General features: G+C 43.0%; 24 protein-coding genes. 1 reads left to right on the top strand and 23 read right to left on the bottom strand.

The window, feature by feature from the left end:
* Positions 1 to 76: 76 nt before the first annotated feature.
* The 11 genes from rnc to MHH41_RS07610 form a co-directional block, all read right to left on the bottom strand.
* Positions 77 to 820 (bottom strand): ribonuclease III, encoded by a 744-nt coding sequence (gene rnc, locus MHH41_RS07660; RefSeq protein ID WP_003211549.1) that lies wholly within the window; start codon positions 818 to 820, stop codon positions 77 to 79.
* A gap of 184 nt (positions 821 to 1,004) precedes the next feature.
* Positions 1,005 to 1,238 (bottom strand): acyl carrier protein, encoded by a 234-nt coding sequence (gene acpP / locus MHH41_RS07655; protein WP_003212028.1) that lies wholly within the window; start codon positions 1,236 to 1,238, stop codon positions 1,005 to 1,007.
* Positions 1,239 to 1,319: 81 nt separating this feature from the next.
* Positions 1,320 to 2,063: a 3-oxoacyl-[acyl-carrier-protein] reductase gene (gene fabG, locus MHH41_RS07650; RefSeq protein WP_050945057.1), complete on the bottom strand. Its 744-nt coding sequence runs from the start codon at positions 2,061 to 2,063 to the stop codon at positions 1,320 to 1,322.
* Entirely contained in the window at positions 2,063 to 3,007 is a 945-nt protein-coding gene (gene fabD, locus MHH41_RS07645) for an ACP S-malonyltransferase (protein ID WP_340866051.1), read from the bottom strand. The genes fabG and fabD overlap by 1 nt, the downstream gene beginning before the upstream one ends.
* A gap of 15 nt (positions 3,008 to 3,022) precedes the next feature.
* Positions 3,023 to 4,021: a phosphate acyltransferase PlsX gene (gene plsX, locus MHH41_RS07640; protein WP_003211133.1), complete on the bottom strand. Its 999-nt coding sequence runs from the start codon at positions 4,019 to 4,021 to the stop codon at positions 3,023 to 3,025.
* A 15-nt stretch (positions 4,022 to 4,036) separates the two neighbouring features.
* Complete coding sequence (fapR, locus tag MHH41_RS07635) at positions 4,037 to 4,603, bottom strand: transcription factor FapR (RefSeq protein WP_003210820.1); 567 nt, start codon at positions 4,601 to 4,603, stop codon at positions 4,037 to 4,039.
* A gap of 112 nt (positions 4,604 to 4,715) precedes the next feature.
* Entirely contained in the window at positions 4,716 to 6,764 is a 2,049-nt protein-coding gene (gene recG / locus MHH41_RS07630) for an ATP-dependent DNA helicase RecG (protein ID WP_310426817.1), read from the bottom strand.
* Positions 6,742 to 7,644, bottom strand: coding sequence for an L-serine ammonia-lyase, iron-sulfur-dependent, subunit alpha (gene sdaAA / locus MHH41_RS07625; RefSeq protein ID WP_034620038.1), 903 nt, complete (start codon positions 7,642 to 7,644; stop codon positions 6,742 to 6,744). Before sdaAA ends, recG begins: the two co-directional genes overlap by 23 nt.
* A 20-nt stretch (positions 7,645 to 7,664) precedes the next feature.
* Positions 7,665 to 8,327, bottom strand: coding sequence for an L-serine ammonia-lyase, iron-sulfur-dependent subunit beta (sdaAB, locus tag MHH41_RS07620; protein WP_003212160.1), 663 nt, complete (start codon positions 8,325 to 8,327; stop codon positions 7,665 to 7,667).
* A 149-nt stretch (positions 8,328 to 8,476) separates the two neighbouring features.
* Positions 8,477 to 10,150 (bottom strand): DAK2 domain-containing protein, encoded by a 1,674-nt coding sequence (locus MHH41_RS07615; RefSeq protein ID WP_050945060.1) that lies wholly within the window; start codon positions 10,148 to 10,150, stop codon positions 8,477 to 8,479.
* A 15-nt stretch (positions 10,151 to 10,165) separates the two neighbouring features.
* Positions 10,166 to 10,528, bottom strand: a complete 363-nt coding sequence (locus MHH41_RS07610; RefSeq protein ID WP_003211680.1) for an Asp23/Gls24 family envelope stress response protein — start codon at positions 10,526 to 10,528, stop codon at positions 10,166 to 10,168.
* Between the two features lie 271 nt (positions 10,529 to 10,799).
* Here MHH41_RS07610 and rpmB point away from each other — a divergent pair, with 271 nt between their 5' ends.
* Positions 10,800 to 10,988: a 50S ribosomal protein L28 gene (gene rpmB / locus MHH41_RS07605; RefSeq protein WP_003212514.1), complete on the top strand. Its 189-nt coding sequence runs from the start codon at positions 10,800 to 10,802 to the stop codon at positions 10,986 to 10,988.
* Between the two features lie 69 nt (positions 10,989 to 11,057).
* On the opposite strand, the gene spoVM is transcribed toward rpmB, so the two are convergent.
* The 12 genes from spoVM to coaBC all read right to left on the bottom strand — a co-directional run bounded on the left by spoVM (position 11,058) and on the right by coaBC (position 23,696).
* Complete coding sequence (spoVM, locus tag MHH41_RS07600) at positions 11,058 to 11,138, bottom strand: stage V sporulation protein SpoVM (protein ID WP_008354550.1); 81 nt, start codon at positions 11,136 to 11,138, stop codon at positions 11,058 to 11,060.
* A 71-nt stretch (positions 11,139 to 11,209) separates the two neighbouring features.
* Entirely contained in the window at positions 11,210 to 11,854 is a 645-nt protein-coding gene (locus MHH41_RS07595; RefSeq protein WP_003210934.1) for a thiamine diphosphokinase, read from the bottom strand.
* Positions 11,855 to 11,914: 60 nt separating this feature from the next.
* Entirely contained in the window at positions 11,915 to 12,565 is a 651-nt protein-coding gene (rpe, locus tag MHH41_RS07590) for a ribulose-phosphate 3-epimerase (protein WP_050945061.1), read from the bottom strand.
* A 3-nt stretch (positions 12,566 to 12,568) separates the two neighbouring features.
* The gene (gene rsgA, locus MHH41_RS07585) at positions 12,569 to 13,465 is read right to left on the bottom strand and encodes a ribosome small subunit-dependent GTPase A (protein ID WP_050945062.1); all 897 of its coding nucleotides are present in this window, start codon (positions 13,463 to 13,465) and stop codon (positions 12,569 to 12,571) included.
* Between the two features lie 12 nt (positions 13,466 to 13,477).
* Positions 13,478 to 15,433 (bottom strand): Stk1 family PASTA domain-containing Ser/Thr kinase, encoded by a 1,956-nt coding sequence (gene pknB / locus MHH41_RS07580; RefSeq protein WP_003212486.1) that lies wholly within the window; start codon positions 15,431 to 15,433, stop codon positions 13,478 to 13,480.
* Positions 15,427 to 16,197 carry a Stp1/IreP family PP2C-type Ser/Thr phosphatase gene (locus MHH41_RS07575; protein WP_226805173.1) on the bottom strand — a complete coding sequence of 257 codons (771 nt, stop codon included), beginning with the start codon at positions 16,195 to 16,197 and terminating at the stop codon, positions 15,427 to 15,429. Before MHH41_RS07575 ends, pknB begins: the two co-directional genes overlap by 7 nt.
* Positions 16,198 to 16,200: 3 nt before the next feature.
* Positions 16,201 to 17,283: a 23S rRNA (adenine(2503)-C(2))-methyltransferase RlmN gene (gene rlmN / locus MHH41_RS07570; protein WP_003212089.1), complete on the bottom strand. Its 1,083-nt coding sequence runs from the start codon at positions 17,281 to 17,283 to the stop codon at positions 16,201 to 16,203.
* 3 nt (positions 17,284 to 17,286) lie between these two features.
* Entirely contained in the window at positions 17,287 to 18,630 is a 1,344-nt protein-coding gene (gene rsmB / locus MHH41_RS07565; RefSeq protein WP_340866049.1) for a 16S rRNA (cytosine(967)-C(5))-methyltransferase RsmB, read from the bottom strand.
* Positions 18,617 to 19,570, bottom strand: coding sequence for a methionyl-tRNA formyltransferase (gene fmt / locus MHH41_RS07560; RefSeq protein WP_050945065.1), 954 nt, complete (start codon positions 19,568 to 19,570; stop codon positions 18,617 to 18,619). The genes rsmB and fmt overlap by 14 nt, the downstream gene beginning before the upstream one ends.
* 5 nt (positions 19,571 to 19,575) lie before the next feature.
* Positions 19,576 to 20,058: a peptide deformylase gene (gene def / locus MHH41_RS07555; RefSeq protein WP_050945066.1), complete on the bottom strand. Its 483-nt coding sequence runs from the start codon at positions 20,056 to 20,058 to the stop codon at positions 19,576 to 19,578.
* Positions 20,059 to 20,073: 15 nt separating this feature from the next.
* Entirely contained in the window at positions 20,074 to 22,482 is a 2,409-nt protein-coding gene (priA, locus tag MHH41_RS07550) for a primosomal protein N' (protein WP_340866048.1), read from the bottom strand.
* On the bottom strand, positions 22,479 to 23,696 hold the full coding sequence (gene coaBC, locus MHH41_RS07545) for a bifunctional phosphopantothenoylcysteine decarboxylase/phosphopantothenate--cysteine ligase CoaBC (RefSeq protein WP_065097254.1): 1,218 nt from the start codon (positions 23,694 to 23,696) through the stop codon (positions 22,479 to 22,481). The genes priA and coaBC overlap by 4 nt, the downstream gene beginning before the upstream one ends.
* Between the last annotated feature and the right edge of the window lie 67 nt (positions 23,697 to 23,763).

Below are 23,763 nucleotides of genomic sequence, written 5' to 3'. Positions count from 1 at the left end.
ACTATTATCTTACCATATGAAGTGAAAAAAGATGATGGAAAACAGAGTGAAATCCCCCTGAATGACGAGGGGGATTTTATTGGTTCATATGATGTTTCTGCAATTTAGCAAGTGCTTCCTGTGCAGCATGCTGTTCTGCTTCTTTTTTACTGCGGCCATTTCCAATTCCAAGCACTTCTCCGCGAAGGGAAACATTTGCTTCAAATTCCCGGTTGTGTGCTGGTCCTTTTTCATGCAGGATGTGGTATTCAAGTACACCTTTTCCATCGCGCTGAACGAATTCTTGCAGCTGGCTTTTAAAGTCCATGACATGCGAGAACGCTCCATCATTAATTTTCGGATAAACATAGGCTTCTAGGAATCGCTCCACTGGCTCAAGCCCTTGATCTAAATAAAGTGCCCCGATAAACGCCTCGAATACGTCCGCTAAAAGTGCTGGGCGTTTTCTCCCGCCGGTCATTTCTTCGCCTTTTCCTAAAAGAACAAGGTCTCCGAAGGACAGCTCATGTGCCAGAGACACAAGTGACGGTTCACATACGATCGCTGCTCTTAGTTTTGTTAAATCTCCCTCGCTCATCGCAGGATATTTCGCAAATAAGAATTGAGAGATGGTCAATTCTAAAACAGCATCTCCTAGAAATTCAAGTCTTTCATTATCCTCGTATGGCTTTTTCCGGTGTTCATTCACATAAGAGGAATGCGTAAAGGCTTGATATAGAAGTTTTTCATTTTGAAAGTGTACAGAAATACGCTGCTGGAATTCTCTAAATTGCTCTAGTTTTTTGCTCTGTTTCTGTTTGTCTTTATATTGTTTTGGCATAGCAACCTCCAGGTAGGCTTAATCGCCTTTAAGGATACTGATTATATGGAGTCTCTCTTTCTACATGCAAGGAAACATTGCTCCTTAGCATCTGAAAAAGGCTGACAATTGATCAGCTGAATATGTTGAAACTAACATAAATTTTGAAAGTCCCGTCATGAAAACAGACGGGACTTTGTTACGCTTATTGCTGGCTATTTATGTAGTTCACAGCGTCACCGACTGTTGCAATTTTTTCAGCATCTTCGTCAGAAATTTCCATATCGAACTCATCTTCAAGTTCCATAACTAGCTCAACTACATCAAGGGAATCAGCGCCTAAATCTTCTTTAAATGAAGCTTCCATTTTCACGTCAGCCTCATCAACGCCAAGGCGGTCTACAATAATTTTTGATACACGCTCTAATACGTCTGCCATTGCCTTTCACCTCCCCTCAAAGTATTATAGTTGATTCGTTTTTAAAAAACTAGAGAAAACCTAATGAAATTTTGATATTTCTTAGGACATGACCATTCCGCCATCTACTTGGATGGTTTGGCCTGTAATATAACCTGCTCCTTCTGAAGCTAAAAAGACAACAACGTTGCTAATATCTTCAGGTGCACCAAAGCGTGCAAGCGGGATCTGCTTAAGCATTTCAGTTTGTACATTCTCATCAAGCTTGTCTGTCATATCTGTAGAAATAAAGCCTGGTGCTACTGCATTGACTGTAATATGACGAGTTGCCAGCTCTTTTGCTGTTGTTTTCGTTAATCCGATGACACCAGCTTTTGCTGCAACATAGTTTGCTTGTCCAGGATTTCCACATACGCCAACTACTGAAGCCAAGTTGATGATTCTTCCGCTGCGCTGTTTCATCATTTGACGTGTCACGGCTTTTGTACAGTTAAAGACACCTTTTAAGTTTATGTTAATGACGTCATCCCATTCATTTTCTTTCATTCTCATGAGCAGGTTATCCTTTGTGATCCCTGCATTATTGACAAGAATGTCAATTGAGCCAAATGTGTCAATCGCTTGTTTCATGAGCGATTGTACTTCTTCAGCATTTGAAACATCAGCTTTAACGGCAAATGCCTGCTGGCCAAGTGCTTTGATTTCGTCTACGACTTCATTTGCTTTTGCTTCGTTTCCAGAATAGTTGACGACAACATTTGCACCATTCTTTGCTAAATCGATCGCAATAGAACGGCCAATCCCGCGTGATGCACCTGTTACAACGGCTGTTTTATTTGTAAGCATCAAGAATCCTCCTTCAATGTTTTAATGGCTGCTTCAATTGTTTCCTGATCTGAAACTGAAATAGTTGTCAGGCGGCGATTGACCTTTTTCACAAGACCTGAAAGCACTTTGCCTGGGCCAATTTCAATAAACGTTGTCACGCCTAAATCAATCAGACGTTCTACACTTTCTTCAAATCGAACAGGAGAATACAATTGTTCAATGAGCTTTGTTTCAATAGCATCACGAGATGTAACGATGTCTGCTGTGACATTTGAGATCACTGGTGTTTTGGCATCTGTAATGTTTAGCTTTGACAGAACATCTGTGAATTTTTCAGCGGCTGGTTTCATTAAGGCAGAATGGAAAGGTCCACTCACTTCAAGGGCAATCGCACGTTTTGCGCCTTTTTCTTTCGCTTTCTCTGAAGCGAGTTCGACCCCTTTTGCTGTACCAGAGATCACGATTTGACCAGGACAGTTTAAGTTAGCGAGTTCTACAAGATGACCACTCTCTGTCACTTCTTTTGTCACTTCTAAAAGCGCAGCTTGATCTAAGCCAAGGATCGCTGCCATAGCGCCTTCTCCTGCTGGAACAGCTTCGTTCATTAATTCGCCGCGTTTTCTCACTGCATAGACAGCATCTTGAAACGAAAGTGCGCCTGCCGCAACGAGGGCCGTATATTCACCAAGGCTATGTCCTGCTGCGTAATCTGCTTTGATTCCGCTCTCTTCAAATTTCTTTAAGATGGCGATACTTGTCGTTAAAAGAGCTGGCTGCGCGTTATAAGTGAGCGTCAGCTCTTCTGCATCTCCTTCAAAAATCATTGAAGATAAGTCAAAACCGAGGGTCTTGTCTGCTTCTTCAAATACAGCTTTAGATACTGCTTCTTGGTCAAATAAATCTTTTCCCATGCCAATTTTTTGAGAGCCTTGGCCAGGGAATAAAAATGCAATTTTAGTCATGCTGCTATACCTCCATTAAGACTCGTTCGTGGTTTCTTTTTGGACTTCTTGATGAATGATGGCTGAAACGTCTTTTTCTACGATATCACGTGCCTGACGAATGGCATGAAAAATGGCGTTTTCATCAGAGGAACCGTGCGCTTTAATGACAGGTGCCTTTAAACCAAATAAAGCGGCACCGCCATATTCGGAGTAATCCATTTTAGACTTCATCTGCATCAATTTCGGCTTCATCATGCCAGCCGCTATTTTTGCTGTGAAGCTGGATGTTAATGTTTCTTTCAGCATTTTAAAGACAGAAAGAGCTGTGCCTTCAATCGTTTTCAGGGCGATATTTCCTGTGAAACCATCTGTGACAACGACATCAGCTACACCTTCTAGTAAATCACGAGACTCCACATTTCCTACGAAATTCAAATTTGATGCTTTCAATAATTCAAAGGTTTTTTTTGTGAGATCGTTGCCTTTTTTATCTTCTGTTCCTACATTTAACAATCCTACACGCGGATTGCTCTTTGGAAAAACACGCTCTGCGTAGATTGAACCCATCATCGCATATTGCACAAGGTGTTCTGGTTTGGCATCAACGTTTGCGCCGACATCTAGTAATAAAAACCCACTGCCATCAAGTGTTGGCAGTGTTGGAGCAAGTGCCGGTCTATCGATGCCATCAATTCTTCCTACGATAAACAGTCCTGCTGTCATGAGTGCGCCAGTGTTTCCTGCTGAAATACAAGCATCTGCTCGTCCTTCGGATACTTCTTGCGCCATTTTCACCATAGATGAATCCTTTTTACGTCTAACTGCACGCACTGGTTCATCTGTCGGTTCAATGACTTCTTTTGCATCTAAAATCGTGATGCGCTCGTTATTTGTTATGTATGGTTTGATTTTATTTTCATCGCCGACAAGTGTAATCTCGATATCTGAAAATGCCGTTAAGCTTTTTTGCACACCGTCAATAATGGCTTTAGGGGCATGGTCTCCCCCCATTGCATCGACTGCAATTCTCATATTACGTGCCACCTTTTACTTTTGTTTTGAGCGATACATGACGAAGTCACCTGAGAAGACAACTTCCTCACCGACATAGCTGTTTACTTCAACTACAGTTCTGCCTTTTTCTTTATCATGCGAGGCTACTTTGGCTTTTGAGACAACTCGTTCGCCTTGTTTAACCTGCCTTGTAAATTTAATATTCGCTTTTGCTGTTAAAGCCAGTTCATCGTCAATGACCGCTACTGCAAGCGAATTTGCCTGGGCGAAGAGATGATGTCCCCTGGCAATTTGGTTTCGGCTAAATACATGCTCTTTTCTCACTTCTAAAATGGAAATGGCTTGGTCATCAAGCTCTACATCAATCATTTCTCCAATCACTTCATCCAGCGGAAGTGACTTCACTTCATCCTCTAATGTCTTTTCGGCCACATGCTTAATTCTTTCGCGTAATTCAGGAATTGACAGTTCCAAACGATCAAGACGAACCGTTTGAATGCTTACACCGAATTTACTTGCCAATTCTTCATCAGTAATGAACGGAGTCGAGCTGATCGTTTGCTGGAGAAGCTTTTGACGTTCTTTTTTATTTAGTTTCATATGCAGACACCATCCGTACATTTATGACTAGGTACTAATAGTAGTATATAATCTCATAGATGATAAATCAATCCTTGTTTCAAAAAGACAAGAAAATTCCTCCAGCGCTTGATCAGCTTAATTTATCTCCGCCCAGCACCCCGCTGTCTACAAGTGTTTGCCGAAGTTCTTTGTATTCGGAATCTGTCCAAAATGCATCTGACTGCACAAGTTCTGCCGCATCTTTTCTAGCGGTTTCCAGTGCTCTGTAGTCATGAACCATATCGGCTACTTTAAATTCAGGCATTCCGCTTTGTTTTTTACCGAAGAAATCACCGGGTCCTCTTAGCTCTAAGTCCTTTTCAGACAGCTCAAAGCCGTCGGTTGTTTCGGACATGATCCTCATCCGCTCTTTCCCGGTTTCCGATTTTGGATCCGCCATTAAAACACAAAATGATTGATGCTCTCCGCGTCCAACCCGGCCTCTGAGCTGATGAAGCTGAGACAGTCCGAAGCGGTCTGCATCGTAAATGACCATGATGGTCGCATTCGGCACGTTGACACCCACTTCAACGACTGTGGTTGAAACGAGAATTTGTACTTCATTTGCTGTAAAGTCTCTCATCACCTGATCTTTTTCATCACTCGCCAGTTTCCCGTGCATTAAGCCGATCGACCACTTACCGCGGTATGCCTCTGTCAGCATGCTGTGGACATCAATCGCATTTTGGACATCCAGCTTGTCCGATTCTTCTATGAGTGGACAAATAATATATGCCTGTCTTCCTTTTTTTAGCTCTTTATCTACAAATGCAAGAATCCTCTCAAGCATGTCATGCTTGACCCAATACGTTTCGATCTGTTTTCTGCCGGCTGGTAATTCATCAATGACGGAAACGTCCATTTCTCCAAAAACAGTGATCGCAAGTGTGCGCGGAATAGGTGTGGCAGTCATGAATAAGACATCTGGGTCCTGCCCTTTACTTCTTAGTTTTTTCCTTTGTTCGACGCCAAACCGGTGCTGCTCATCTGTAATCACAAGACCGAGCTGCTGAAATTCGACTTCGTCTTGGATGAGCGCATGCGTTCCGACTAATATATCAATCTCGCCCTCTTTTAGACGTTCTAGCAATTCTCTGCGGCGCTTTCCTTTCACAGAGCTTGTTAGTAGAGCGATATTTAATCCCCATTTTTCAAACAGCTGATAAAGGGAATCTGCATGCTGCTCTGCCAAAATCTCTGTTGGAACCATTAATGCACCTTGATAGCCGGATAAATGAGCGGCATATAGTGCAATAGCTGCAACAGCAGTTTTCCCTGAACCTACATCCCCTTGCAGCAGACGGTTCATCCGGTACGGGGACGCCATATCAGTCATAATTTCATCAAGCACTCTTGATTGTGCCTTTGTCAGCGGAAATGGCAGACTGTGAACAAACTCAAAAACAGCGTCTTTAGAAAACGGATGCTGGATGCCCGATGTTTTTTCTCGTTCTTTCTTTCTGATGGCCTGCATCTTCAGCTGGAAAATAAGAAATTCCTCGTACACAAAGCGGCGTCTTGCTTGCTTGAGCGAGTCTCTTGTTTCTGGCAGATGGATGGTTTTTAATGCTTCCTGATAGGACATGAGTTTATAGGTAGAGACAAGCTGCTTTGGCAGTGGATCTTCAGCTTTATCTACATAAAGTGACAAGGCTTGTTTGACAAAACGCCTCATCATTTTCACGGTTACATTTTCTTTTACTGAATAAACAGGCTCTATACTGCCATCTTGCTCGTGCGTCCCTTTTTTAAATTCCTGCACCATGATCGATTGACGGTTTTTATCCCATTTGCCAGTGACGGATACCGTATCACCTAACACAAGGCTTCGTTTTAAATAAGGACGATTGAAGCAAATTGCTGTGATGAGAAAACGCCCGACAAGCAGCCTGAATGTCAGCCTGCTTCGTTTTTTTCCATAATAGGTGAGGACGGGCTCACTGTGCACTTTTCCTTCAACTGTGACACGTTCGTCATGCTTTACTTCTTCTAAGTTACGAAGCTCATAGTCGTCATATCGATAAGGAAAGTAGCCAAGTAAATCGGCTACTGTGTGAATTCCAAGTTCATTGAGTGTTTTTTCGGTTTCTTCTCCAATCCCCTTAAGGACTGAGACATTATCTTGCAGTTTCTGTATCACGAGATGGGGTCACACCTCCGAAAATCTTCTTTTCAAGCTCTCTTGCTGTCGGTGTCGCAGCAAGTCCGCCTTGTGCTGTTTCGCGAAGTGCCGTTGGCATGGTTTGACCGATTTTATACATCGCATCAATGACTTCATCACATGGGATACGGCTTGTGATGCCGGCAAGTGCCATATCTGCTGCAATCATCGCATTTGATGCACCCATGGCGTTTCGTTTTACGCACGGTACCTCAACAAGTCCAGCTACTGGGTCACAAACAAGTCCAAGCATATTTTTCAGTGTAATCGCCATTGCTTCAGCAGATTGCTGAGGTGTACCGCCTGCCATTTCGACAATGGCTGCTGCCGCCATCCCTGATGCTGAGCCTACCTCAGCCTGACAGCCGCCTGCTGCACCAGAGATGCTCGCATTATTGGCCACAACAAAACCAAATGCGCCAGAAGTGAATAGGAATCTGACCATTTGTTCCTTTGTTGGCTTTAATGTTTGTTTTACTGCAAATAACGTACCTGGCACAACACCTGCTGAGCCTGCTGTAGGCGTTGCACAGATCGTCCCCATTGCGGCATTGACTTCATTTGTTGCCACTGCCTTACTAACAGCATCTAATATCGTATGACCAGACAATGTTTTGCCTGATGCGATATACGCTTGAAGTTTGACCGCATCTCCGCCTGTTAAACCGGATAATGATTTCACACCTTTTAGCCCGTTTTCTACGGCTTGTTCCATCACTTCTAAGTTGCGGTACATCTGGGAGAAAATATCTTCACGTGATTTCCCCGTTACTTCCATTTCTTGCGTAATCATGATTTCTGAAATGGAGGTATTCCGTTCTTCTGTTAGCTGCACGAGTTCTTTGACGTTTTTAAACATCATTCATAACCTCCTTGTTGTTACTCTGCAATTTGTGTGACTTGAATAATGTTTGGCAGTGTTTCAAGCTCTGATAAGGCAGCTGGGTCAATATTTTGATCCACTTCGATGGTCATCAGAGCCTCTTGCCCGACATCTTTACGCGCCACTTCCATATGACCGATGTTGATGGCGAATTTCGCTAACACGTTGGCGACTGCCGCAATCGTGCCGTAGCGATCGTTATGAACCACAAGAATGGCAGGATGATTTCCTGAAAGTCTGAGCTCAAAGCCATTCAGTTCAGTAATTTCGATTTTACCACCGCCGATGGAAATCCCGATTAATTCAAGGCTTCCGTTCGCATCTGATATCTCTACTTTTGCTGTATTCGGATGCGCTGGTACCGCATCTTCTTCTTTAAATTCAATGTCGATCCCTTTGCTTTTTGCAATATCGATCGCTGTTTTGATGCGTTCATCAAATGTATCAAAGTCAAGAACGCCGCCGATCATGGCGACATCTGTACCATGTCCTTTATACGTATCTTTAAAAGAGCCATAAAATGAAACGACAATTCGCTTCGGTTCTCTTCCAAATAAGCTGCGAGCCACTCTTCCTATTCGAGCCGCACCCGCTGTGTGCGAACTTGATGGACCAATCATGACGGGTCCAATAATATCAAACACACTTCTAAATTTCATAGGTCTTCCCCTCTCATAACCACTCACATATTGGTTTGGTTCTTTCTTTAGACTAATGGATTCAATCGTTTCCCGCAACTCATTTCACCGTTGAATCGTTAGTAAAAAATTGCAAAAGAAGAAGAAGGGCTTTATTTGCCCTTCTTTCGTTATTCGACAGCCAAAATATATGAATAAAGCGGCTGTTTTCCATCGTGGACTTCAACTTCTATATCTTCAAATGTTTCTTCAATAAAGGCTTCTAACTCATCCATCTCTTCAGATGATGCATCTTCCCCTTTAATGATCGTAACAATCTCATCATCTTCTGTCACCATTTTGGTCAAAAGTTCTTTTGCTGCATCTAATTGATTTTTCGCAGTTAAGGTGATTTTTCCGTTAAAGAGACCCATATAATCTCCTTTGGCAATGTCGATTCCATCAATTTGGGTATCTCTCACCGCAAAGGTAATTTGGCCGCTTTTCACGTGGTCAATCGCTTCTAGCATCGCCGCTTCGTTGTCTTCATTTGAAGCTGCTTCATTGAGAGAAAGAAGTGCCGACATTCCTTGAGGAACGGTCTTCGTTGGAATGACAACAACCTCACGACTCGAGACAGTTGCCGCCTGTTTCGCTGCCATGACAATATTAGAATTATTAGGTAAAATAAAGACGGTTTCGGCATGTACGCTTTCAATTGCTGTGACAATGTCTTCTGTACTTGGGTTCATCGTCTGTCCGCCTTCAATGACGACGGAAGCTCCGATACTTTTAAACAAGTCAGCAATTCCTTCTCCCATTGCGACACTGACGACTCCAAAGCGCTGTTTTTCAGCAGCAGGTGCCTTTGGTGCAGCGGGCGCATGTTCTTTTTCTTCGTTCACAATCGAGCTATGCTGCTCTCTCATGTTTTCAATTTTCATATTGATCAGGCTGCCGTAGCGCTGTGCATAGGATAAGACATCTCCAGGCTGCTCTGCATGAATATGAACTTTCGCCAGCGTTTCATCAGATACCACAAGAAGTGAATCTCCGAATTCGCTTAAGTCTTCTCTGAAGGCATTCTCATCAAAGGACTGTTTCTCTTCTTCAAATTTCACCATAAATTCAGTACAATAACCAAATTCAATATCTTCAGTGTTCATATGGCTTTGTGCACTTTTATGATGCTCTGCACTGACAAGTTCTTTTAACGTTGGCAAAGAGGCCGCTTTCAGATGGAGGTCCTCTCCTCTTAATGAAGCAAGGAAACCTTCATATACGCAGAGAAGTCCCTTACCTCCACTATCGACAACGCCTACTTCTTTTAAAACAGGAAGCAGATCTGGCGTTCGATCAAGTGATGCTCTCGCTTCCTCAATCGTTAACTCAAGAACGCGATCAATGTCTTTTTCTGTTACTGAAACAGCAACCGCTTTCTTTGCTGCATCCTTTGCGACCGTTAAGATGGTCCCTTCAATCGGCTTCATCACGGCTTTATATGCTGTATCGACACCTGCCTGTAAGGCAAGGGCAAATTCTTTGGCGTCAATCGTCTCTTTTTGTTCTATATTTTTACTGAAACCTCTAAAGAGCTGTGATAGGATGACGCCTGAGTTTCCTCTTGCGCCCATCAATAGCCCTTTTGACAAGGCCACGCCGACCTTCCCAATATGATCGGTATTTGTTTCTTCAACTGCTTTTGCCCCTGAAGTCATTGACAAATTCATATTTGTCCCCGTGTCTCCGTCTGGCACTGGAAAAACATTTAACGCATCCACAATTTGTGCGTTTTGAGAAAGATGGTGAGCACCTGCAAGAATCATTTTTGCAAATGAGCGGCCATCAAGATTTCTAATAGACAATATATTTCCTCCTTACTACGGGTTCGTAACTCTTACTCCTTGTACATAAATGTTGACCGAATCAACAGAAAGTCCAACTGTGTGAGAAATCGTATATTTGACTTTCGTTTGAACATTATGTGCGACTTCTGATATTTTTGTACCGTAGCTGACGATGATGTACATATCAATATGAATGCGGTCTTCTTTTTGACGCACAAGAACACCCCGGCTGAAGTTCTCTTTACGGAGAATATCCGTCAAGCCGTCCTTGATTTGATTTTTGGACGCCATCCCAACAATACCATAGCAATCGATCGCAGCGCCTCCTGCCACCATTGCAATGACTTCATTTGATATATCAATTTGTCCGTATTTCGTTCTAAGTTCAATGGACACATTGGTTCCCCCTTTTTGAGAAATTGCCCTGAGTTATCACTATTTTACTATAAGACCCTTCTTTTTAAAAGAAATCATTCAATCCGACCCAATCCTACTTATACTATAGCCTTGATTTTTTATCAAGATGTCAAGGTATTTTTCTTGAAAGAGGAGTAAACAATCCTTGCAAACCCCTTGAAGCTGTGGTAAATTATTAAAGTATCTTGAGGCATCTCTAAGTACGTATATGAAGAATATGATGATGTTTTCGCAGTTAGGAGGGAAACAAATGGCACGTAAATGCGTTATTACAGGCAGAAAAACAAAAGCTGGGAACAATCGTTCTCACGCAATGAACTCTACAAAACGTACATGGGGCGCGAACCTTCAAAAAGTTCGTATTCTAGTGGACGGTAAGCCTAAAAGAGTATATGTATCAGCTCGAGCTTTGAAATCTGGTAAAGTTGAGCGTGTATAAGCAAGAGTAAACGCCTGCTACAATAACTTGTAGCAGGCGTTTTTATGTGGAAATAAAGGAGATTACTCATTAATCTTTCTTAAATGAACCAAGCATCGCACGGACAATGCCGCCAAGAAATCTAGGCAGTTTGATTGTATAAAATTTCATTTTGTCCCCCTCCTAAAAGTACCGCTTGCAGCACAATTGAGCTTAATCAGCCATCCACATTGATAGGTTGGTCAATCTTTGCTTCTTACCATTATTAATATGCCTTCATGAAAAGAAAAAGTACCATTTGAGTGGATGAGTTCGTTACTAATACATAGTGTTGAACCAGGCTCAATATGACAATTTTTCAGAGGATATTTGAAACCTTTTAACGTCAGCTTTTCAACCGGTGTTCCAAAGGGTAAAAACGATACATATTTTTTATCCTGATCTTCTTTTATTTCGTATGTACCAGGTTCAAACATTTGAATGATATTTTGTTTGTCTACAAGGGTGATATTCTGCTTGTGCTGAATCCCTTTGTAAAGAAGATGGATATTTCCTAGAAAATGATCCGCCCTTCCTCCTGTAATACCATAGATGTAAATATGTGCTGGGTGCTGACTTAGTGCCCAGTTCAGTGCAAGCTCTAAATCGGTTTCATCCTTTTCAGCTTGAAATACATTCAGAGCAGGCAATTTCTCTTTCAGCTCCCGAAGCTCTTTTTCTGTCACACTGTCAAAATCACCAAAGGCTTTGGCAGGGGTAATACCGTGCTCTAGTAAGAAGAGGGTTCCACGGTCTACGCCAATCCAGAGAACATCCTCCTGTGATGCTTCACGTTCAAGTGGCGGGATGTATTCAAAAGGACCGCCGGCTACGATATGTATGTGCATGATACACGCTCCTCTCCATGTAAAAAGAACCAAAGATCACAATGACTTTGGTTCCTTCCTTTACGCTTCTCGAATTGCCTGGATCGCTGCTGCGCGGTTTTCTTTACCATATACCGCAGAGCCCGCTACTAGTAAATTAGCGCCTGCTTCTTTGCAACTCTTTGCAGTCTCTACATTGACACCGCCGTCTATTTCTATTAGTAAATCGGTTAAGCCCTTTTGTTCACTCAGTGCTTTTACTTCTTTTACCTTCGTGAGGACAGATGGAATAAATGCCTGTCCCCCAAAACCAGGGTTCACTGTCATGAATAACACAAGGTCCACATCTTCTAATACATGCTCAATGTGAGAAACAGGTGTGTGCGGATTCAAGACGACCCCTGCTTTTACACCTTGTTCTTTCATATGTTGTATTGTTCGGTGTAAGTGCGGACAAGCTTCCACATGAACAGAGATAATATCAGCGCCTGCTTTTGCGAATGCAGGAATATACCGATCTGGCTGCTCAATCATTAAGTGAACATCAAGCGGAAGACGCGTATGTGGTCTGATCGCTTCAACGACATTTGGCCCAAATGTCATATTCGGAACAAAATGACCGTCCATGACATCGATGTGAATGTAGTCTGCACCGCCTTGTTCCACATCACGGATATCTTTCTCCAAATTGGCAAAATCTGCTGATAAAATGGAAGGGGCAATATAAACCATGATTTAGTACCTCGGCTTTCTGTCTTTGATTTCAGTTAAAAACTCTAAATAATGCTGATAGCGATATTCTTTGATTTGATCATGCTCGACCGCATCTTTTATCGCACAGCCAGGCTCTTTCACATGCAGGCAGCCTCGAAATTTGCAATCTGCACTCCGGTCTCTAATATCTAAAAAGTATAGACCTAGATCTTCTGCTTCGATGCCAGTAAATTCGAGCGAGCTAAAGCCCGGAGTATCTGCAATGAGCCCGTCTGCTGTTCGAATGAGTTCGACATGTCTTGTCGTATGCTTTCCTCGTCCGAGATGGGATGAGATATCATCTGTTTTCAGCGCCAATTCAGGACTCATCGCATTTAAAAGGGAGGACTTGCCTACACCAGACTGACCGGCAAATACCGTGATTTTATTGTGAAAATGCGGGGTCAGCTTCTCAATGCCATCTCCTTCAATCGTAGAGGTTAAATGAACCTCATAACCAATTTGCCGATAGTCGTCTGCATATGCCTTGATGGTTTCACGCTCTTCGTCTGTTTTCAATAAGTCAATTTTAGTGATACAGATAATCGGCTCAATATGATTGGCTTCTACAAGCACTAAAAATCTGTCTAAAAGTGAGGTGCTAAAGGCTGGTTCTGCCGCTGAGAAAACAAGTACCGCTTGATCAACGTTACTAATAGGCGGACGAACAAGTTCGTTTGTCCGTTCTTTTACTTCTAATAAGTAGCCTTCTTTATCATTGTCTGCTTGATACACGACGTAATCGCCAACAAGAGGTGTAATTTTGTTTTTTCGAAAGATGCCTCTCGCTCTGCACTGAACTACTTTTCCACTCTCTTGCGACTCATCCAGCACATAGTAGAATCCGCTTAATGCTTTAATAATTTTGCCCTCAGGCATAAAGTCCCTCCTTTATTCATCATCAGGGTATTCGATTGTTTTCGAGCTGACGACTTTATCATCAACCGTCACTTGATAATATCCTTTTTGACCTGGTTCAATCTTAAATTTAATGGTCCGTTCAGTCGGCGCAGTGATTTTAAAGCTTTCGTATGAATCAGAGATGCTATGCTCCGCATCATCAATGGAAATTTGGACATTCATCTCCTGTCCTTCCGCTTCTGGTTCATAAGGGATCTCAATCTTTTCAGTTACCGTTTTGGCTGGTTTTTCCTTCGGTCCAAGAGAGAATGTAATCTTGACCGTATCACCTGGTTTAACAGCCGTTCCTGCTCCTGGTTCCTGCTTCATGACCTCGCCTTTTGGCACATCGTCAGAATGCGCTTCTTTTTCATCGAGCTTTAAGCCGTTATCCTCTAAATAATTCGATGCCGCTTGCTTACTATACGTCGTTAAATCACGTAATGTAATATCGGCAGGACCTATGCTGACAGTCAACGTGACTTCTTCATCTGCTGCTACAAGCTCAGTATTCGCGGAAGGACTCTGTTCCATGACAATCCCAGACTCGGTGTCATTATCATTCACTTCCTCCACAACGACCTGTTTAAATCCTTTTTTCTCTAATATTTCTTTTGCTTTATCGACCTTTTCGCCTGTAACATCAGGTAATTCGGTCTTTTCCTTGCCAGTACTTTCGTAAAGCTGAATCTCTGTTCCTTCTTTGACCTTTGTGCCGATTTTCGGGTCTGTTTTGACGACGAGACCTTTTTCAATTTTCTCATCAGCGATCTCTATTGACTCCGAAGCGACGGTAAACCCAGCTTTCTTTAAGGTATCTTCTGCTTTTTCAACCGTCATGCCAGATACATCTGTGACTTCCACATCTTTTGGAAAAAGCAGCCCTGGAAACACAGTGATGGCTAAAATTGACGCAGCAGTCAATATAAATAAGATGGATGCCACAATCCATGGCCATTTTTTTCGTTTCTTTTTCGGCTTTTGTTTCTCTTTTTTCTTCGGTTTTTGAGCCGGATGGACGGCTGTTTTTTCATTGTCTTGATCGATTTGATGATCTTGAATGATTGGGATCGCTTTCGTTGCTTCATGGTCTTCTTCAATAACAAAGCGTTTTTCTTTTAATCTGGCTGGATCGAAAGCGGTTTTTAAGTCTTTTTGCATTTCAGATGCATCTTCATATCGATAAAATGGATCTTTGGCCATCGCCTTTAAAATGATGTTTTCCACGCTTTGTGGAACAGAAGGATTCCATCTTCTCACAGATGGTGGCTCTGATTGCAAATGCTTCAGTGCAACACTGACAGCCGATTCTCCTTCAAATGGCATGCGTCCTGAGATGAGTTCATAGAGCACAATCCCAAGTGAATAGATGTCTGATTTTTTCGTTGCAAGACCCCCGCGTGCTTGTTCTGGAGACAAGTAGTGCACGGAGCCTAGGACAGAATTTGTATGGGTAATGGTCGCTGAGCTGAGTGCCATGGCAATCCCAAAATCAGTGACTTTGATGTTCCCCATATTGTCTATTAATATATTGTGAGGCTTAATGTCTCGGTGGACGAGCTGTTTCGCATGGGCTTCTTCCATCGCCGCAACGACTTGCTCCATGATGCGAACGGCTTCTTTCGGATGAAGCGGGCCATTGGCGTGTATGTATTCTTTCAGCGTCATCCCTTCGACATATTCCATGACAATATAATAAATGTCATCTTCTTCCCCAACATCGTAGATGCTGACAATATTCGAATGATCTAAGCTTGCAGCTGACTGCGCTTCCCGCCGGAAACGTCTAATAAAATCATCATCGCTCGCAAAGTCAAACCGCAAAATTTTAATCGCTACTTCGCGATCTAAAATCATATCCTCCGCCAAATAGACGTTGGCCATTCCGCCTCCGCCTATGACGCGAAGAATCTGATAACGGCCGCTGATCCTTTTTCCGATCAACACTTGCTGTCACCCTCCTCTGGCTGGGAGGAGATTTCTAACAGTACTGCTGTAATGTTATCTTCACCGCCGTTGTCATTCGCTGTTTGTATTAACTCTGTTACTTTTTCCTCTGGCGCGGTCGTTTGCGTTAATATATGAGTCAAATTCTCTTCTTCTACTTTATTCGATAGACCATCTGAGCAAAGCAGGATTTGATCTCCTGGGTCCACTTCAAAAGTACGTGCATCAATTTGAACCTGTTTATCTGTTCCTAATGCTTTCGTGAGCACATTTTTTCTTGGATGATATTCTGCATCCGCTTTTGAAATTTCACCTGTTTTCACAAGCTCATTCACGAGTGAATGATCATCTGTTAATTGGGTCAGCGCTCCTTCTCTTAGCAGGTAGCAGCGGCTGTCTCCAATATGCGCAATTGTGACCGTTTGCAAATGAACGAGCGCGCATACAATAGTCGTCCCCATTCCTTGGCACTCCTCATTGTTTTGCGCATGTTCATAAACTTGGTCATTAATGTCACTGATTTTTGAGATTAACCAGCTTTCTTGATCGGCTGGCTTTTCTGGAATTGAAGATGTTTCTTCCCAGTATTCTTTTAAAGAAGAGACTGCCATCTTGCTGGCGACATCACCAGCAAGATGACCTCCCATGCCGTCTGCTACAACAGCGAGAAGTGAATCTTCTTTTGCTTCAAAAATACCTGCATCATCTTCATTATGCTGACGGACTTTTCCTGTATCGGTAAGAAAGGCTGCCCTTATCAACATTCGTCACCTCGTCTCTTCCTGACGCTCCTTCGCTCTTAGCTGACCGCAAGCAGCATCAATGTCATGGCCTTGCTCTCGTCTAATCGTTACGTTTACGCCTCGTTCTTTTAGCGTTTTTTCAAATAGGAAGATTTGTTCTCTAGGTGTTCTCACATAATCTCTCTCTGGTACATAGTTCACCGGAATGAGGTTCACGTGGCACTTGATTCCTTTTAATAGGTCTGCAAGTTCTTCTGCATGGTGAACTTGATCATTTACTCCGCCAAACAGGCCGTATTCAAAGCTGACACGTCTACCCGTCTTTTGAATGTAGTATTCGATGGCTTCCATTAATTTTGGCAGCTTATATGCCTTATTAATCGGCATTAGGCGGCTTCTGATCTCTGTGTTCGGTGCGTGCAATGACACAGCAAAGTTGATTTGCATTTGCTCATCAGCGAATTGATAGATCTTTGGAATGATTCCGCTTGTCGAAACCGTAATATGGCGTGCACCAATATTTAAGCCATGATCATGGTTGATGATTTTAAGGAAAGCAAGCATTTCTTCAAAGTTATCAAACGGTTCGCCAATTCCCATGATGACAACAGAGCTGACTCTCTCGTCTGTTTCGTCAAGTGCCTGCTGTACTTTTAATACTTGTGCAACGATTTCTCCGGCTTCAAGGTTTCGTTTTAAACCGCCGAGTGTAGATGCACAGAATGTACAGCCAATTCTACAGCCAACCTGTGTTGTCACACAGACAGAGTTTCCATATTCATGACGCATAAGCACTGTTTCAATTGTATAACCATCATGCAGTTCAAATAAAAACTTGATCGTTCCGTCTTGAGACGTTTGTTTGATCACGGTTTTTAATGTTGTGATTGTAAATTGATCTTTTAATTTTTCTCTTAAATCTTTGGAGAGGTTAGACATTTCATCAAAGGATGTCACACGTTTCTCATAAAGCCACTCAAAAATTTGAGCTGCGCGGAAAGGCTTTTCGTCTTGTTCTTTTAACCATTCTTTCATTTCGTGAAGCTCAAAAGAATAGATCGACGGCATATCTGTTTTCAGTTCTTTTCTTACTTTTTGTTCTGTCATTTTTTATCCCTTCTTTCTCATGCTGCAAATAAAGAAACCATCTGTTCCGAAATAATGAGGAAGAATTTGCACACTTCCGTTTTGAACAAACGGAGCAACCTGCTCAGGCAGCCGTTCATTAAGAGATAGATCGGGTTCGAAGTCTTGGTGTTCTTGTAAAAACGCATGAATCACTTGTTGATTTTCTGTTGGGTCCATTGTACATGTACTATATACAAGGGTTCCGCCAGGCTTTAAAAGCGGAGCTGTTTCTTTTAAGATTGCCTGCTGAATTGCAGCTAGCCTTGCTGAGTCTTCTGGAGACTTTGTATATTTCATATCTGGTTTTCGTCTAATGACGCCAAAACCAGAACACGGCGCATCAATCAGAATCCTGTCAAATGAAGCTTCGCTGTAATCGTCTTTTGCTTTCCTTGCATCCAGCGCTTTTGCTTCAATCTGAGTAAGGTTCAGACGTTTTGCTGCTTGTTTGATGAGTTTCACTTTGTGTTCGTGCAAATCAAGTGAAACAATTTGTCCTTCGTCGTTCATACGCTCTGCGATATGTGTTGATTTTCCGCCTGGAGCCGCACAGGCGTCAAGCACAGCTTCTCCCGGCTGAGGGTCTAGTGCTCTTGCGACAAGCATTGAGCTTTCATCTTGAATGGTCACATAGCCTTCTTGAAAAGAAGGGGTTGAAACGATGGACCCTTTCATCAGCTTAAGTGCATCTTCTGATAAATCGCCAAGCTCCGTTTCAATTCCGGCATCCAGCAGTTCTTGCTGCAGTGCTGCGCGGTCCGTTTTCATTCGATTGACACGAAGGGTTTGCTTTGGCGGTACTAAATGAATGCGGCACATGCTTTCTGCCGCTTCAAATCCGTACGACTGAACCCATTCCTGCACGAGCCATAATGGGTGGCTTGTCTCAATCGAAAGCCGCTTGACTGGATCTTTGATGTCATCAAAAGCCGGAACGCCTTCTCTTTGCACGGATCGAAGAACGCCGTTCACAAGTGAAGAAATGCCCTTGTGCCCTCTCTTTTTCGTTAGCTCAACCGCTTCATGGATGGCTGCACGATCTGGAATCTTTTCAAGGTAGATCATTTGATAAAGGGACATCCGCAAAAGCTGCATGACCCACGGAGCCACCTTTTGCGGTTTTTTCACAAATGGTGCCAGCATATAATCTAATGCCAGCTTGTTTTGCAGTGTACCGTACACAAGCTCTGTTAAGAGCGGTTTGTCCTGATCTGCCAAGTCTTTGTCTTTCATAACTGACTGCAAAAGCAAATTACTATAAGCTTGGTTTTGTTCGAGTTTGATTAAAGCGTCCAGCGCTACTTCTCTCACATTACTTTTCTTCATTCATTAACCCTAATTTCTGTCCCATTTCGATATTTGCGCCTCTTAGGAAGTCTTCGCCGCTCATTTTTTTCTTACCAGCTGGCTGCACACCTGTTAATAAAAGGCCTTGTTTATTCCCAGTTCCAATGACTGGACCTTCTTTTTGAAGCTCAATCACTTTCCCAGGTTCTTCTTGCGCTTCGAGTGGAACTTTTTTCGCTTCCCATACTTTTAGATGAGCCCCGTTCCATTCAGTATAGGCAACTGGCCACGGATTTAAGCCGCGAACTTGGTTGTAAAGCTCTTCTCCGGTCTTTGTCCAGTCTAACCTTTCCTGCTCTCGCTTTATATTAGGTGCATACGTTGCCGCTTCTTCATTTTGCGGAATTGGAGAAATAGATCCGCTTAGAACATTCGGCACAGTATCTTTCAATAGTGCGGCGCCTGCTACACTTAATTTATCATGTAATGTACCGACATTGTCTAATTCGTCGATTTCCACTTCTACTTTACTGATCATGTCCCCTGCATCGAGCCGTTCCACCATGTACATGATCGTGACGCCTGTTTTCTTTTTGCCTTGAAGGATCGCATAATGGATCGGCGCGCCCCCTCTTAGTTCTGGCAGCAGCGAGGCATGTACATTGATACAGCCAAACTGAGGTTCATCTAGTAATCGTTTTGGTAGAATTTGTCCAAATGCCGCCGTGACAATTAAATCTGGCTTTAAGGCAAGCACTTTATCAATTTCTTCATCAAGGCGTACCTTTTCAGGCTGCAAGACCGGAATGCCGTGCTTTAAGGCTTCTACTTTCACAGGAGGCGGCGTGAGTACTCGTTTTCTGCCTTTCGGGCGATCTGGCTGCGTGACGACCCCGACAACTTCGTATCCTTCTGTTATAAGTGTCTGCAGCACAGGTACTGAGAAATCAGGGGTTCCCATAAATACAATACGTGCCATTTTCTTCACCCTTCCATTTCCGCAAGTTCTTTTTCTGTATAGGTTTGAATGATTTTCGACGTAAATAAAATGCCGTCTAAATGATCAATTTCGTGCAATAAGGCTCTTGCTAAAAATCCTTCTGCTTCTATTGTAAATGGTTTGCCTTTCTTATCAAAGGCTTTTACCTTCACATAGCTCGGTCTTTCTACTGTGCCGTATAAAGATGGAAAGCTCAGGCAGCCTTCAATATCTGTTTGACTTCCTTTCACTTCAAGAACCTCGGGATTTACTAAATCAATTCTGCCCGTTTCTTCTCCGATATCGACAACAGCAATTCTTTGTGAAATGCCGATTTGTGGTGCTGCTAGTCCGACTCCATCTAGCTCAAGCATTGTATCATACATATCATCAAGCAGTTTTTTGAGCTTTTTATCGAACGTATCGACAGGCTCTGCCTTTTGTTCGAGTACTTCTGCCGGATGCATGACTATTGGTTTGACTGCCACTTAAAGCCCTCCGTTTTACATCATCATATATGGATTCATATCTATTGAAATCATCAATTGTTTTTGTTCCATTTCCTTTTGATAATGATCTTGTATTTTCCGTAGTAAACTTGCCAGTTCATTTTCCCTTTTGTATTTTATCACGCATTGATATCGATATCTATCTTTGATCTTAGCGATTGGTGATGCAGCCGGACCAAGAATTCTTGTATTCGGTGCACAGTTCATTTTTAGGAACTGAACAATTTGATCCGTGACATGCGCTGCCTTCGTCACTTCCTCATGTGATACTGTCACCATCGCCAAAAAGTAATACGGCGGATAGGACTGGTGGCGGCGATGCAGCATCTCCTGTTCATAAAAGGCTTCGTAGTCATGCTGCTGCGTTAATTCAATACTATAGTGAGAAGGCGTATACGATTGAATGATCACAGAGCCCGCTTTTTCATGTCGTCCTGCCCTGCCGCTGACCTGCGTGAGAAGCTGAAATGTTTTTTCACTTGAACGGAAATCAGGGATATGAAGAGACGTATCCGCACTTAGAACACCAACAAGTGTGACATCTGGGAAATCTAGCCCTTTTGCAATCATCTGCGTCCCGAGCAAAATATCTGCTTCTTTATTGCCAAAAGATGTGAGGAGCTTTTCATGAGCACCTTTACGAGACGTTGTATCTACATCCATTCGGATGACTCTTGCCTCTGGCAGTACTTTTGTCAGCTCTTCTTCTACACGCTGCGTACCCGTACCAAAATAGCGAATATGCTCACTATGGCATTCTGGACATTCAGCTGGCACCGGTGCCTCGTGACCGCAATAATGGCATTTCAGCCGTTTTTGATAGCGGTGATAGGTGAGAGAAATTTCGCAATGAGGACATTGCTCCACATATCCGCAATCACGGCACATCACAAAGGATGAATAGCCCCTTTTATTCAGAAATAAGACGGCTTGTTCTTTTCTTTCAAGCACTTCCTTTAATCTGAGCATTAATTCTTCTGAAAACATGGACCTGTTGCCATTTCTCAATTCTTCTCTCATATCAATTAACGAAACGTGCGGCAGCTGCTGCTGGTTGACTCGGTTTTTGAGCGTCAGCAATGTAAACACGCCTTTTTTGGCACGCGCGTAGGTTTCAAGTGAAGGAGTTGCACTACCTAAAACAACTGGGCATCGATGCCTTTTGGCTCGTTCAATGGCGACGTCCTTGGCATGATAACGAGGCATTTCCTCTTGTTTATAAGAAGATTCATGCTCTTCATCTATGATAATCATGCCTAGATTTTCAAATGGTGCGAAAACAGCCGATCTCGCGCCCACGACAAGTTTGACTTCCTTGCGGTGGATTTTCCGCCATTCATCATATTTTTCCCCTGTCGATAATCCGCTATGAAGTACAGCCACATTTGAACCGAATCGTTCTTTAAACCGCTGAACCATTTGAGGGGTTAACGAGATTTCTGGAACGAGGACGATCGCTTCTTTTCCTTTTTGTAGGGCATGATCAATCGTCTGCAAGTATATTTCCGTTTTACCGCTTCCTGTCACCCCGTGCAGCAGAAAAGTTTCATGCCGGTCATCGCTGACTGCTTGATGTATATGTTTTGCCGCTTCTGCTTGTTCTGGCATAAGGTCAAGTGAAGCAGAAGGTGTAAATGCCCGGTCACGATAAGGATCCCGGTAGACCTCTTCATAGCTTTCTGTTAGCAGCCCTTCTTGAATAAAGGTTTTAAGCGTTTGAGAACTCGCGCCTGTTTGCTGCTGCAAGTCTTTCGCTAAAAAGGTCGTCTCACTCGCTTGAAGCAAAAAGGAGAGCAGAGCCTTTTGTTTCACCGCATTTTTTTTCAGCTGCTGCTGTTTTTCTTCAAGCTTATCTTTTGATGCAGCTAGTTGGAGCGTGCGCACTTTTTTCTTTCCAGATTTTTGCGAGACGTGATACCTTACCTCTAGATGACCTTTTTGGACATGCTTTTGAATCTGTTTTAGTTGTTCGGCTGGGATGTCAGCGTAAAGAATGCTATCTCGCTGACCGAAAAGCTCTTTCAATGACTGCGGAAGTTCTTCATCTGACAGCACTTGAATTTCTTTTTCATACTTCGCCTTCATGGCTGCAGGCAGCATCGATTGAAGTGCCGTAATGTGATAGGACAATGTTTTTTCCGTCAGCCAGTGGGAAAGCTCCAATAGCTCATCTGTCAGAACAGGTGATAAATCAAATAAATCGACAATGTCCTTTATGCTTCCTGTTTTTACGTCTGTTTCTTCTTTGACTTTTGTCACAAACCCTTGAATCTTCCTAGGGCCAAAGGGAACGACCACCCTCATTCCCGCTTTGACGAGATCTTTGAATCGATCTGGTACACGGTAATCGAATGGCCGGTCAATGGCTTTCGTTGTGACATCTACGATAACTTCAGCAATCATGCGCGATCACGCTCTTTTGGCAACAGCTGTTTTGCCTCCTTTAAGATTTCAAAAGCGAGGTCTTTTTTGCTCATCATCGGCAGTTCTGTTGTTGTACCATCTGCTTTGATGATTGCTGCTACATTTGTGTCTGTGCCAAACCCTGCACCTTCTTTTGTGACATTGTTGGCCACAATCATATCTAAATGCTTGGATTCGATTTTCTTTTTCGCATAATATTCTACATCCTGCGTTTCAGCTGCAAAACCGACAAGCACTTGATGCTCTTTTCTTTTCCCCAGCTCTTTTAAAATATCTTTTGTCCGGGTGAATTCAATTTCTAAGCCGCCGTCCTGTTTTTTCATTTTATGAGGATATGAGGTCACAGGGGTATAGTCGGCGACTGCTGCTGATTTAATGACAAGGTCCGCTTCCTCGTACACAGCTAATGCGGCTTGATACATGTCCTCTGCCGATTCAACGTGCACCACATGTACATGATTAGGTGCCGTTAAAGAAACAGGTCCTGAAATAAGCGTGACATCAGCCCCCATTTGCTGCGCAGCCTCTGCAATTGCATAGCCCATTTTTCCTGACGATCGATTTGTAAAGAAACGCACAGGATCGATGACTTCTCGTGTAGGTCCTGCTGTCACCACGACTTTTTTACCTGAAAGCGGTAAGTTTTTTGGCTCTTCGAAAAATGCACGGATGTGCTCAACTATTTTTTCAGGCTCCTCTAATCGCCCTTTTCCAATATAGCCACAGGCTAAATAACCTTCACTCGGTTCAATAAACCGGTAGCCGTCCTCATATAATGTGCGAATGTTCCGTTTTACTGCCGGGTGATCATACATATGCACATTCATAGCTGGCGCGATCCATACAGGAGCAGTTGAAGCAAGTAAGGTCGTCGTGAGCATATCATCTGCAAGCCCTGCCGCCATTTTACCAATCGTATGTGCTGTTGCAGGGGCAACAAGGATGAGATCGGCCCAGTCAGCTACGTCAATATGCGCAATGACTTTTGGATTGTTTTCTTTAAATGTATCCACATACACCTCATGTCGAGACAGAGCTTGGAAGGTAAGCGGAGACACAAACTCACGGGCAGATTCTGTCATAATCACTCTTACATTTGCGCCTGCTTGTACGAGTTTACTAGTAAGTGCAGCTGCTTTATATACGGCGATTCCTCCGCTGACGCCGAGCAAAATATTTTTTGACTGTAACATTTGTTTGTCCCCCTTAACGGCCTTTTTCACAAATTCGTCTACAATTCAAAAAAGTCAAAACCAATCA

The organism is Bacillus sp. FSL K6-1145, assembly GCF_038003425.1.
Taxonomy (GTDB): domain Bacteria; phylum Bacillota; class Bacilli; order Bacillales; family Bacillaceae; genus Bacillus; species Bacillus pumilus.
Note: the sequence above shows the minus strand (reverse complement) of the source record. Positions and strands in the feature narration are given on the sequence as shown.